The sequence below is a fragment of the Lewinella cohaerens DSM 23179 genome, from assembly GCF_000379805.1.
Lineage (GTDB): Bacteria > Bacteroidota > Bacteroidia > Chitinophagales > Saprospiraceae > Lewinella > Lewinella cohaerens.
Window position 1 is genome coordinate 208,197 of record NZ_KB903576.1, and the last position, 12,968, is coordinate 221,164.

At 44.9% G+C, this 12,968-nt stretch carries 10 protein-coding genes; 7 read left to right on the plus strand and 3 right to left on the minus strand.

The window, feature by feature from the left end:
* Nucleotides 1-3: 3 nt before the first annotated feature.
* Nucleotides 4-678, minus strand: coding sequence for a deoxynucleoside kinase (locus tag A3EU_RS0124015; RefSeq protein ID WP_020538747.1), 675 nt, complete (start codon nucleotides 676-678; stop codon nucleotides 4-6).
* 319 nt (nucleotides 679-997) lie between these two features.
* Between A3EU_RS0124015 and A3EU_RS0124020 the strand changes: the two genes are divergently transcribed.
* From A3EU_RS0124020 to A3EU_RS33515, 4 genes are all read left to right on the plus strand, one after another.
* Nucleotides 998-1,534, plus strand: a complete 537-nt coding sequence (locus A3EU_RS0124020; RefSeq protein WP_044086515.1) for a hypothetical protein — start codon at nucleotides 998-1,000, stop codon at nucleotides 1,532-1,534.
* A 485-nt stretch (nucleotides 1,535-2,019) separates the two neighbouring features.
* Nucleotides 2,020-2,496 (plus strand): pyridoxamine 5'-phosphate oxidase family protein, encoded by a 477-nt coding sequence (locus tag A3EU_RS0124030; RefSeq protein WP_020538750.1) that lies wholly within the window; start codon nucleotides 2,020-2,022, stop codon nucleotides 2,494-2,496.
* Nucleotides 2,497-2,605: 109 nt separating this feature from the next.
* Nucleotides 2,606-4,051, plus strand: coding sequence for a M20 family metallopeptidase (locus A3EU_RS0124035; RefSeq protein WP_156825885.1), 1,446 nt, complete (start codon nucleotides 2,606-2,608; stop codon nucleotides 4,049-4,051).
* Nucleotides 4,052-4,211: 160 nt separating this feature from the next.
* Nucleotides 4,212-6,020 (plus strand): PQQ-dependent sugar dehydrogenase, encoded by a 1,809-nt coding sequence (locus tag A3EU_RS33515; RefSeq protein WP_020538752.1) that lies wholly within the window; start codon nucleotides 4,212-4,214, stop codon nucleotides 6,018-6,020.
* A 236-nt stretch (nucleotides 6,021-6,256) separates the two neighbouring features.
* On the opposite strand, the gene bshC is transcribed toward A3EU_RS33515, so the two are convergent.
* Nucleotides 6,257-7,849 (minus strand): bacillithiol biosynthesis cysteine-adding enzyme BshC, encoded by a 1,593-nt coding sequence (bshC, locus tag A3EU_RS0124045; protein ID WP_020538753.1) that lies wholly within the window; start codon nucleotides 7,847-7,849, stop codon nucleotides 6,257-6,259.
* A 92-nt stretch (nucleotides 7,850-7,941) separates the two neighbouring features.
* Here bshC and glpK point away from each other — a divergent pair, with 92 nt between their 5' ends.
* Nucleotides 7,942-9,441, plus strand: a complete 1,500-nt coding sequence (gene glpK / locus A3EU_RS0124050) for a glycerol kinase GlpK (protein ID WP_020538754.1) — start codon at nucleotides 7,942-7,944, stop codon at nucleotides 9,439-9,441.
* A 118-nt stretch (nucleotides 9,442-9,559) separates the two neighbouring features.
* Nucleotides 9,560-10,393 (plus strand): ion transporter, encoded by an 834-nt coding sequence (locus tag A3EU_RS0124055; RefSeq protein WP_020538755.1) that lies wholly within the window; start codon nucleotides 9,560-9,562, stop codon nucleotides 10,391-10,393.
* Here A3EU_RS0124055 and A3EU_RS0124060 read toward each other — a convergent pair.
* The gene (locus tag A3EU_RS0124060; RefSeq protein WP_020538756.1) at nucleotides 10,390-11,154 is read right to left on the minus strand and encodes a LytR/AlgR family response regulator transcription factor; all 765 of its coding nucleotides are present in this window, start codon (nucleotides 11,152-11,154) and stop codon (nucleotides 10,390-10,392) included. The two genes, A3EU_RS0124055 and A3EU_RS0124060, sit on opposite strands and share 4 nt — an antisense overlap.
* A gap of 76 nt (nucleotides 11,155-11,230) precedes the next feature.
* Here A3EU_RS0124060 and A3EU_RS0124065 point away from each other — a divergent pair, with 76 nt between their 5' ends.
* Entirely contained in the window at nucleotides 11,231-12,901 is a 1,671-nt protein-coding gene (locus tag A3EU_RS0124065) for a serine hydrolase domain-containing protein (protein ID WP_020538757.1), read from the plus strand.
* The last annotated feature ends 67 nt before the right edge of the window (nucleotides 12,902-12,968 follow it).

Below are 12,968 nucleotides of genomic sequence, written 5' to 3' on the forward strand. Positions count from 1 at the left end.
AGCCTAGTTCAGTTTTTTGGATAACAAATCCTCCGCTTTAAGCTGGTGCATACCTGTGGGGAAGGATTGCTGTAATAGTTGCACAATCGACTGATAATGCTCAGGGTGTTGTACAAAGTCTATAGATTGAACATCTAGAATGACGATAGGGATGTCTTTAACCGTCCGAAAATAATCGAAATATGCCTGTTGGATTTTTAGCAAGTAGTTGGGGTCCATTTGTTGCTCGTAGTCGCGCCCTCGTTTTTTGATGTTTTCCATTAATTTCTCTACCGGTTGGTGCAAGTAAAGCAACAGATCAGGTTTGGGGAAATTGGTGCTCAGGATATTAAAGAGGCGCTGGAAGAGGCGAAATTCTTCGCTTTTGAGGGTATTTCGTGCGAAAAGGATGGTTTTTAGGAAGATATAGTCCGAGATGATACCTTTCTCGAACAATTGGGTTTGGCTCAATTCTTCCTGTAGTTGCTTGTGCCGTTCGGTCATAAAAAACAATTCGACGGGAAAAGCGTAGCGCTCGGGGTTTTCGTAAAAGAACGGCAAAAAGGGATTGTCCGCAAATTCTTCGAGGATAAGCCGCCGATTGAAGTCCTGCGCCAGCATGGTGGAAAGCGTAGTTTTGCCTGCGCCGATATTACCTTCAACAACAATAAAAGGGTGGGGGATAGCCGCTTCCTGCATAGTGATCAAGACTTTCTAATGGTTGAGGGGCTAAGATCGTAAGTTTGGCAGGGAATGAGAAGTTTGTGGGCAGAAAATGATAACTTCGTTTTAATGAGCGTGCTCAAAATTGGGTGTGTCGCGCAGGGGCATCCCGAAGAATCGAGTCTCTGCAATCTTTACGTGCAAATGGCCTGGTATAATTAGAAGGCTAATTACATGAATCATGAAGTTCTGCTCAATTTGGGAACATCAATCAATAAAACAATAAAAATGCAGGATAAATTTGTTAGATATATTTTGTGACGCTTTAAGGTGATTTAATTATATAAGAAATAACATGAAAATCACTCTTTCTTTGATCTGTATGATGATTACTCTGAACATTTTTAATTCTGGTTGTAATCAACAAAATACTTATGATATTCACATAAATGATGGATTAATTATAACTGTTCCAGGAACATTTGTCGAACTGGATTCGGTTGAAATAGATGTAAAGTATAACTCACGCTCTTACAAGCCTAACAGAGAATTTATTGATACAACGACTTCTCTAAATTTCGTGGTTACATATGGACAAAATCCACTTAATGACAACGGAATAAGCGAAAGATTACAGAGCTATGAGGTTACGTTTAAGAATAGGTATCCTAATGCAAATTGGATGAGAGCCGATGTCGAAACGATCAACTCACTTAAAGCGGGAGTTATTGAAACAACTGATTCTCTAAATTATCAGTTGATTTTCTTCACATCGGTTGAAGGTAAACAAGTACATTTTGGATTACAGGGGAAGAAAGACTTGATGAATAAAATTCAGCCTGTATCTATAACGATTCTTAATTCTCTTAGAGGCAAGGTAAACCAACCTTAATAAAAAAATAGCACCTCACAATGATAAAAAAAGTAACCCTCTCTCTGTTGACTGTTTGTTTAACGTGAGATGCTAATATAGCATCTCACGTTAATAATAGCTTGTGACATAATTGTTTGTCCTTCTATTTCGACTGCGAGATAAATGGGGAGACTAGAATGACCGTTCTTTCAATACCTCCTTAGCTGTAATTAAGAAAAATGAATTTTGTGCAAAAAAAGACCAAGCCACGGCTGCCCAAAGAATTAATAAGGGAATAATTAAGAGGTGACTTTGGTTCTTGATTTTTTCTTCTATTGGTTCATCAAGAATTTTACTTTCCATTGCGTAAGGGGACTAGGGGGATTTATCCATTCTGATTCTCGAAAGTAGCTATTTCTCTGAGAAAATTATAAGCTATTTAGAATACTTAAATTTGAGAGCACAAGACTCTTACCTTGCATGAATCCATGAAAGAGTCATGTAGAGAGAGCGTATCTTAGTCAATGAATAAAAGTAACTTCCAGAAAATGATCTTAACACCAGAAATCAAAATCTCCATTACCAACAGTATTCTTTGTTGGCTGGCAACGACAGATAGAGACGGCCAGCCCAATGTGTCGCCCAAAGAGATGTTTATGGCCTTTGGTGATGATCGGATTATCATTGCGAATATAGCTTCTCCGCAGACTGTTAAGAATATTCGGCAGCAGCCTTTGGTGGCGGTGAGCTTTATTGATATACTGGTGCAAAAAGGGTATCAATTGAAGGGGAAGGCGCAGGTTATTGGTAGAAAAGATGCTGCTTTTGCGGAACTGGCCGCGCTACTGGAAGTAATGACTGGCGGGAAGTTTCCCTTTGCGACGCTAACTTTGATAGTCATTGAGCAGGTTAAACCTATTGTTGCCCCCAGGTACTTGTTGTATCCTGAAACAACAGAGGAAGCACAGATTGCTGCTGCTCGAAAGCAGTATGGGATTTGATAGAAATCAGTTTGCTAAACTGACTTTTGATAGTTGATTTATCCGGGATATATCTTAAAATTTTAATGGGCCCACTACGATGAGCTCTATGAGAAACTAATCCCCGGAAATGATGAATACTTTTCGAAAAGCTATTCTGCTGAGTTTTGCCTTTTGGGGTTTCACTACTGTTGGTTTTGGCCAGCTGGTGGGGCCTCCGCAAACGATTTTAGTCGATGGTGAAGCGACTAAAATAAGTACCGTTCTACAAAATTATATTGGCATTCCTTCCATCAGTGGACAAGAGCTGGAAGCAGGTTTGTTTCTGCAAAAGATAAGTGAAGAAAACGGTCTCTACATTACCCCGATGGGGCAGACGAATGGGAATTTCAACTTTGCAGCATCTATATACCCTTTGGAAGATAGTCTGCCGAATATCGTCTTTCTCAATCATATAGACGTAGTACCTACCGGAGATACCCTTGCGTGGGAATACCCTGCATTTTCTGGTGCTTTGGTTGATCAAGAAATTTGGGGAAGAGGTGCTTTTGATAACAAAGGAGTGGCAATTACACAGCTCTTTGCGGTGCTTGGGTTTGCGCAGCGCTATGCCTCCGAGCCCCTTCCTTTTAACGTAAGTTTTTTGGCTGTTTCTTGTGAAGAGACTCAGTGTGCTGGTGGTGCCAAGCACGTTGTAACGAATTATTTAGAGGTTCTTAATCCAGAGGTTGTTATAGGAGAAGGCCCCCCCGGTTTAAAGGGGGTTATTAGCCGTGATCCTGAGCTTCCCGTCTTTGGTATATCTTTAGCGCATAAGCGTTCCCTGTGGTTGCGACTAGATTTGTCGGTAGCAGGGATACGGCATGGTGCTGTTACTCCTTCGCGTTATGCAGGGCAGGAGATGGCGGAAGCACTTGCGCGTTTATTACGTCAGCAGCGGCCTGTTATTTACACGGATTTGAATACGGATGTACTCCGGCAATTAGGGGCGTTGGAAAAAGGGGTAAGGGCTACAGCCTTAAAGCACCCGCGTTTATTCCGTCCCTTACTTGTGCCGCAGTTGCGAAAAACGCCCGAGTTACTGGCGATATTTACCAATACGCTTACTCTTACTCGGTTGGAAAGTGAGGATGTTCCTGTAAATGCTATTCCTTCGCGTGTAACCGCATGGTTAGACTGTCGACTATTGCCTCATACGGATCAAGAGGCCTTTATAAGGGGGCTTTCTCGTCGTTTGAATCACAAAGAGATTCAAATAAGCATTGAGACCGCTATGCCTGAACAACAAGTTTCTGATCATCAAAGTCCCTACTTTCAGTACCTTTCCAGTGCTATAAAAAAGAATTATAAAGATGCAGAAGTAGCCTATTTATTGGTGCCTTTTGCTAATGACTCCGGAGTCTTTCGCAATGAGGGGGTTCCCGCTTATTCCAGTATACCAGCCTTGATTGGTAGGGGATACTTGGAAACCATTCACGGGCCCAATGAAAGAATACCTGTAGCGATGTTGGAAAAAACCAAAGCTACGTATGTTACTTTTTTGGAAAACTGTGTGAATGGCTTCGGTGAAAATTAGTGGTTTCTCCTTGTTGTTTTAGCTTGATCCTTATATCCCCAACTGAGTTCATAGAAGAAAATAAGTCTGTCAGATTCGTGTCTTATGCCAATGTTCAAGTAGCTGTCTTTTCTCGAAATCATTATCTTTCCCGCTACTTCCTTCAAAACCAACTATCAAGATGAAAAAACTGTTGACGTTTACCTTTTCCCTCTTTTTTATTCTCCTTCTTCAAAGCCAAAGCTTGGAATTGGTGCCTTATGCTACCGGGTTCACTTCGGCGATAGATGTTACCCATGCGGGAGATGATCGGCTGTTTGTTGTAGAACAAGGAGGGCGCATAAAAATTATAGATGGTACTGGTACGGTATTGGCAACGCCTTTTTTGGATATCAGTAGCCTGACCAATAGTGGCGGTGAACGTGGCTTACTGGGACTGGCTTTTCACCCTGATTATGCGAATAATGGCTACTTTTTTGTCAATTATACCGACTTGTCTGGAGAAACCAGAGTGGTACGCTATAGCCGGAGTACAGACGACCCGAATATCGCCGACCCAGACAGCGATATGGAGGTGATCATGATTGATCAAACGCAAGGCAACCACAATGGCGGCTGTATCAAGTTTGGCCCCGATGGGTACCTGTACATTGGTATGGGCGACGGCGGTGGTGGCGGTGATCAGCCTAATAATTCGCAAAATACGGGCCTCCTGTTGGGCAAAATGCTGCGCCTGGATGTAGATGGCGAGACACCCTATGAAATTCCTGCTGACAACCCTTTTGTCGATGATGTAGACGTATTGGACGAAATATGGGCCATCGGTTTGCGCAACCCTTGGCGCTTCAGTTTTGATCGGGAAACCGGTGATATGTGGATCGGAGATGTTGGGCAAAATGCCTACGAAGAAATCGATTTTCAGCCTGCGGATAGCCCAGGTGGCGAGAATTACGGCTGGCGTTGTTACGAAGCCGATTCTCCTTACAACTTGAGCGGTTGTGATGGCGATTATGTGTTTCCTGCTTATACGATTCCACAATCGACGGGGGTATGCTCGATCACTGGCGGTTTTGTTTACCGGGGAACCGAATTCCCGGAGTTGATTGGGAAATACATTTTTGCTGACTTCTGTTCTCGCGACTTTTTCATGGTTGAACCCGATGGTGACGGTGGCTGGATAGGCGAATTGATAGGGGAGTACCCGTATTCCATTACGTCTTTTGGCGAGGGTGCAGATGGCGAGCTTTATTGTACTCATTACGGAGGACAAGTACTGCAGGTGACCTATGATGCTTGTTCCAGTTTCTCAAGTAGTGTCGAGGTGACTAATAATGCTTGTGCTGGTGAAGCCAACGGGAGTGCAATAATTGTTCCCAATGGTGGTACGCCTCCCTATACGATTACTCCTTTGTTGGACTATGATAACCTCGCTGCTGGTGAGTATACGCTAACCATTACGGATGATAGTGGCTGTAGTATCCAGGAATCCTTTTTTATCAGCACCTTGCCGCTTCCAGAAGAGCCAACGGTGCTTGTGGATGGGAATACCTTATCTGTTTCGGGAGATTTTGCTACCTATCAATGGCTGTTTGGTGGCGTTGTGATAGAAGGAGCTACTAGCAATACTTATCTCGCTGCTGAAAGCGGGGACTATTCCTTGATGGTAACAGGAGGGAACGGCTGTAGCAATACTTCGCCCGTTGTCAACGTCATGGTTGTTGGCTTGGATGCACCTGTTCACCTCCAGGAATTAAGGCTTACGCCTAATCCTTTTACGACGGAGCTTAAGCTTTCTCTAGCGGTAACGGAGGCTACCAACCTCCAATTAGGTGTTTTTGCTTTGGACGGAAAGCTGGTTTACGAACGATTAATCAGTGCTTCTGGTCAGGTGACGGAAACGCTTCCGCTTGAGCACCTTCCAGCCGGTGTCTACTATTTGAAATTGTCTAACCAGGAAGGAGCAGTGATGCGGAAAGTGGTGAAGCAGTAAATAGGTATTAGGTACTAAGTACTTGGTAGTATGGGTCATCCCGAATTTTGATTGTCATCAAAATCCGGGATGACTAACCGCAAAAAAAACTATAGCTAAAAAGAAAAAACCGTGATTTCACCTAGGTGAAATCACGGTTTTTTTAGGAGCTCTCAAACCTCTTTGAGGCTGATAAGCGCTAATCTGATACTATACCAAGTACCTTGTACCGCGTACCTAATACCGCTAATACCTCCTTATTCCTCTTCCACGACAACAAAGCCATCGGCTAGAGGGTCAAGGACTTCTATTAGTGTGTCAAAAAACGAACGGCCGTAGCGTACGTAGAAGGCGAGGAAATTATCGTAGCGTTCTTGTAAACCATTGTCTGGAAAGAGCTTCTCTTTCAGTTTACGGATCTGGTTGAGGGCGTTTTCGTGTTTTTGCTTTTCGGCGCGCATCAGGCGGCCTTCGAGGTTGTCAACGCTTTTGGCTTGGCGGGTATATTCGGCTTCGATGGCTTTCGCCAAAGTGGGGTCGATATCGCGGGCTTTTTGGGCAATGCTGCTGAAGAGAGCCTCCAATTGTTGCTTTTCTTCCTGTATCGTCAGCTCGTTGTCGGTTTGGCTATTGACGAATTTCTTGAGTAAGGCTTCCGTTTCTATGAAGAGATCAGCGACGCTGAGGTCCAGTTTGCTCATTCGCTTGACGGTGCCCGAATCTAGCCATAGCAGTGAATTACGCCGGATCAACATGGGAAAATTAAGCCCAAAGTGTGCAAACTGCTCTTTGCGTTCCAGCCAGTAAGCCAGCTCGCCGCCGCCGCCGATGTAGGCGAGGTTGGGCATTACCAATTCCTGGTACAAGGGGCGCATGATCACATTGGGGCTAAAAAACTCCGGATGGGCTTCCAGTTCGGCCAACAGCTCCGCTTGTGTGAAGCCGTAATCGGTATTAAGCACCTGATAAATGCCATTTTCCAAGATAATGCGTTCGCGAATTCCATCACGCAGATAAAACAAGTTAATGTCTCGGGCGTGGGCTTGTCCCGAAAAGCCAGCGGCTTCCAGGTCTGCCTGTGCTTTTTCAATGAAAGCCTGAGAAGGTTGTTCGAGCAATTCCTGTTTCATGATGGGAATAAACAGCCGCTTCAAAACAGGCTTGTTCATGTCCATCACAACCAGTCCTTCCTCGGCAAAGAGGGAGTGTACGTAATCGACGGTCGCCATGCCGTATTTATCGTGGCGGGTGTAGGCGTTTTCCAATTCGGTGAAAACCGTCTGTGCTTTTTCACTATCGCCGAGCATTTCTTTGAGTTCGGCTAAAGGTGCTGCTAAGGAGGCGGTTGACATTTGCCCTACGGCACCACTTTCTTCATTTTGCCATTCCAGGGTTTTCCCAAAGAGGTGCAGGTGGTTGATTTCTTCAAAGTCGTGGTCTTCGCCACCAGTGATGAATACGGGCACAAAATGCTGCTCGGGATAGCGCTCGTTCAATTGCCGCGCCAGGTTGATGGTCGAGCAAATTTTGATGATAAAATACAGTGGCCCAGTAAATAAACTTGGCTGGTGAGCCGTAATGATAGTAAAAGTGTTACTTTCCCCCAGGCGTTCTATTTGGGCATTGGCTTGGGGACTTTCGGCCAATTGGCTATATTGATCACGAAGGGCGGTCACCAAAGCTTGGCGGTCAACTGGCGTTTTGCTTTTATCAGCAATTGCTTGCGCAAAAGCATCGATGGTGGTGTCGTATTGATAAAAAGGGCGTAACCGTTCGTCGCGGGAAGCATAAGCGACATCACGGGAAGAAAGCTCGTGAACGTTAGTAAAAGGAATGCGATGGATTTTCATACCGAAGGGCGAGATTTTTTTGCCAGCTGGTGAGGGAATTCTATTTTTGAGCTAGTATACTAAAGTTTTAAACTCCTAAATAGTTGTCAATCGTGGAAAAATATATTCTAGCCCTGGACCAAGGGACGACCAGCTCGCGGGCCATTGTTTTTAACCATGATGGCAAAATCGTCGATTCTGCTCAGCAAGAATTTACGCAGCTATTTCCGAAACCAAGTTGGGTAGAGCATAATGCCAATGAAATTTGGGAAACGCAGCTGGGCGTTGCCCGGCAGGTACTCGCCAAGACAGGGATCAACGCCTCTCAGCTTGCTGCCATCGGCATTACCAATCAGCGAGAAACCACGCTCGTTTGGGATCGCCAAACCGGAGAGCCTATCCATAACGCAATCGTTTGGCAAGACCGGCGAACAGCTGCTTTTTGTGATGAACTTAAAGCCAATGGGCACACCGATTACATTCGTGAAAATACGGGCCTGGTGGTAGACGCCTACTTTAGTGGTACCAAAGTTCGCTGGATACTTAATGAGGTGGAAGGTGCTAAAGAACGCGCTGAAAAGGGAGAATTGTGCTTTGGAACCATCGACAGTTGGTTGGTTTACAAGCTGACAGGAGGCAAGGTGCATGCTACTGATTATTCCAATGCTTCCCGTACGATGCTTTACAATATTAAAAACCTGGAATGGGATACAAAGCTACTGGAGCTTATGGACGTTTCTGCTGCAATTTTGCCAGAAGTAAAGCCTTCCAGCGGTTTGTTTGGCGAAACGGTTGCTGATTTGCTAGGCGCTGCTGTTCCTATTGCAGGGATTGCCGGCGACCAGCAGGCAGCGCTCTTTGGACAGGTGTGCCATGAGCCAGGGATGGCCAAAAATACTTACGGTACTGGTTGCTTTATGCTCATGAATACAGGCACGAAACTGGTTCACTCCGAGGCCGGATTGTTGAGTACCATTGCCTGGGGATTAAACGGTGAAGTGACCTACGCGCTGGAAGGCAGTGTTTTTATAGCTGGTGCTGCCATTCAGTGGTTGCGTGATGGTCTGAAACTGATCGATGATGCGCCCGACTCGGAATATTATGCGATGAAGCGTAGCAGTTCGGAGGGCGTGTATGTGGTGCCTGCCTTCGCGGGGCTGGGGGCTCCCTATTGGGATATGTATGCCCGCGGGGCTATTTTTGGCCTGACCCGGGGAACCAGTAAAAGCCACTTGATTCGCGCCACGCTAGAATCGTTGGCATTCCAAACCAAGGATGTGCTGGATGCGATGGAAAAAGATGCTGGCCGCCCACTCACGACGCTCAAAGTGGATGGCGGTGCCAGTGCTAATAATTTGCTCATGCAGTTTCAGGCAGACATGCTAGATGTGCCGGTAGAACGGCCTTCGATTATTGAAACTACGGCACTGGGAGCTGCTTATCTGGCTGGAATTGCGGTGGGCTATTGGTCGCAGGAAGAACTTGCCGCCAAATGGCAACTGGATGCCAGCTTCTCGCCTGATATGATCTCCGAAGATAGAGCCAAGCTGTATAAAGGTTGGCAAAAAGCGGTAAAACGTACTATGGATTGGGAAGACAAAGAAGAAGTATAAAGTATTAGGTACAGGGTATAGGGACTTTGATGAACCTAAAATATATACTATCCCTAGTTCCATCTATTTTTCACCAAACAGTCCCGAAGGGAAGCTTAAATAGTTCAAATCAGCTTTTATGAGAAAAGCCTTCAAAAAACGTATTTTCCTTTTAATCGACGAAAAAGGGCGTAAGGAGTCTCCTTGGAACCGCTTCTTCCATCTATCGATTATGGCATTGATTCTGCTCAGTGTGACCGGCATTGTTTTGGAGTCTTTTGGGCCATTGCGCGAACGTTACGGAAACGTTTTTCAATGGTTTGAATGGATTACAATTGTGGTTTTTTCTATAGAATACCTGCTCCGTATCTGGACGGCGGACCTCAAGTTTACCGAGGATGCGCCTTGGCGCGCGAGGCTACGGTTTATGCTTTCGCCGATGGGGTTGATTGATTTGGTAGCGATCCTGCCGTTTTATCTGCCGTTTTTCTTCCAGTTCGATTTGCGGTTTGTTCGAATCCTGCGCATCACCCGTTTGTTGCGGATCTTTAAACTCAACCGCTACACGCGGGCTTTAGGACTTTTTACCAGTGTTTTCTTTGAAAAACGTAATGAATTGGGGATTACCATGTTTGTTATGTTCCTGTTGTTGCTGATGTCGTCAACGATCATGTACTACCTCGAAAGTGATGTTCAGCCCGATCAGTTTCCTGATATCATCTCTACTTTTTGGTGGTCGGTAGCGACTCTTACGACGGTAGGTTACGGAGATGTGTACCCCGTTACAGGCTGGGGCAAGCTGGTAAGTGGTGTTATTGCGATTCTCGGTATTGGGTTGGTGGCTTTACCTACGGGCATTTTGAGTGCCGGGTTCATCGAAAAAATAGAGGATAAACATAAAAAGGAGGCTGATGAGGCGGCTGATGAGGCCAAGCCTTTTAAATATTGCCCTCATTGTGGAGAGAAACTCTAAATATCATTCTTGTATTTTCTGCCAATTGGAACGACATTTCCAGCCACCTCGATCTCCTGTGCGCTTCGCTTTTGAATATGCTGTTGATTGACTATAAATGACCGGTGGCAACGGGTAAATTGATTAGGTAGCTCTTCTTCGAGACGGGTAAGGCTGGTGCGTTGAAGCAAACGACCACGCGCAGTATGGAAGATCGCGTAATTGCTGTCGCTTTCCACAAAAAACACTTCTTCGGGTGCTAAAAAGATCTTCTGCTGGCCATCTTTTATTTCAATTCGTGGGATTGAAAATGCTGGAGTAGATTTCCACCGCAAGATGACGCCCAACACTAATGCAGGTAAATAAAAGAAGATCGTATTCATTATTACAGCTCCTAACAGGATGTCTAGGTAAATAGGGATGTTTAATTCTCCATAGAAGAATAGGAAAAAACCTGCATCTATCTGACTTTCGATGAAGCATATTAGTACCAGTAATGGCATTGAATTACGGAAAAACTGATGAAAATCTGGCTTGCTTTGACTGGTTACAAAATGAACAGTGCCATAGAACAAAAAGGCATTAAGGAGTACGCCGTAGAAACTAGGAATCAATAAGGAATAATCATCGCTGTGAAAATTACCAAAGGTTAATTTCAATGCAGGAAGATTGATAATGATCAAGCCGGTAAACCAAACTAGTCGGTGTATCCGCAGAGTTTGTGGCGAGAGCTGATTCAAGACTTTTGTAATTCCAATAAATATTTCCTTGGTAGTTGGCATACAATTCTCTGTTGTTTATCCCTCTCGCTTTTTTGAGTCGATTTTTTGGTACTAATTCGCAAAAAATCACTCAAAGATGAACAAGATGAAAAATTACTATTGGTTACTCTTCCTGCTCGTGTACTCCCTTGGCAATGCTCAAGTAGAAACAATGTTTACCCGTGCTGCGCAGTATGGTCACTTCAATGGAGTGGTCATCGTTCAGGATTCAGCACAAAGACAGTATGAAATCTGTAAAGGTGACGCCCGCCCCGGAATTCCTATCACTACAGATACGCCTTTTGATATTGGATCATTGACCAAACAGTTTACGGCGGCGGCTATTCTTCAATTGGTGGCCGATGGTAAAGTTGATCTACACACGCCTGTCAATCAATACCTTGGTGGGCTAGCAAGTAAGCGCTGGCGCAAAGTTACACTCCATCATTTACTCACGCACACCAGCGGTATCCCCAGTTTGTACCAAACAGAACAGGGGCTTGATGTATTTTTTCCCGAGGCGGGGCCGATCACCAACGCAGCGCTTGTCAACCGTTTTCGATTTGCCAAGCTGCAATTTTCTCCCGGCGAGGAGTTTGCCTACAGTAATTCTGGCTACATCCTACTAGCAGTGGTGATAGAGGAAATGTCTGGTTTATCTTTTGGTGATTTTTTGAACCAGAAGATTTTTCAACCCTACGGGCTAAGGTCCGCAAGCTGGGGTGCTGTCTCAGGGGCTGCGCTTCCGTACTATGGTTATCGTGTTGATTTGCAGCGTGCTGCTCCAGTGCATCACCCTTCCTGGATGTTGGGTGCTGGTGGTGTTTATGCTTCGGCGGAAGACTTGGCTCGATGGATAGAGGTTATTCAATCTGACACGTTTTTAAATGGGGAGCTGAGAGATGAATATCTACGTTCTCACACACGAGCAGGATATGCCTATGGGTGGCAACGATCTACAGAAGGTCATGTGGAACACGATGGTATCAATACCGGATTTGCAGCTTTTGTAAGCTTTGACCCCACAACACGGCAGCAAGTTATTATATTGACCAATCGGGGTTTTGAATCCATCCACCTTTACGGAAATAGTGCGGAAAAAGTTCGCGAGTGGGCCGCTTCTATTTGGGCTGACCTGAACGGTGAATCAGCTGAAATGCTACCTGCTAAAGTAGACCGAGCGCTTGCTCATGGGGCGTTTATGTTGCCAGATGGCGATACGTTGCACCTGACTCCCGTTGATACCGTAATTCGTTTGACCATCAAGAACCGTTATCCTAGCAGGATTGTCACTAATACCCCTCTTTCTGAAACTACTGAAATGGGGGCGAAAATGTCGAAACTCTGCAAACTTTTGCAGCGTGGAAAATACTGGAAAGTCGGCAAATATTGTGATGGTGAGATGAAACTCGTTACTTATACAGGGCTTCTCTCCGTTGGATTTAATATGATGAAGAAAAGGGTAGGAGACCTTCAGGAAATAATCCCTTATTTCGTCAGCGAGGAGTATGGCTTGGCGCGAATGAACGGTACAGAGGGGGTACAGGACATCATTTTTTATTTTGATGAGGAAGGGCGAGTTCAAGGAATGTTTGAATACGAGTTCTACCTTCCGGAAAATCAGGTAGAGATGTATGCCTACCCCGTGGAGAATGGTTTCTACCTGGATGGTTTTCCTGATGGCGAAGACGCATTGGAATTTTCTTGGCAAAATGATTCCCTTTATTTTCAGCAACATGGTAGGACGGTTGTTTTACCAAAACTTTAAATTTAGCGACATACAACTTGTGTGCTAAATAAAGTGTACTATTGAGAATTACCAATACAGGGAATTT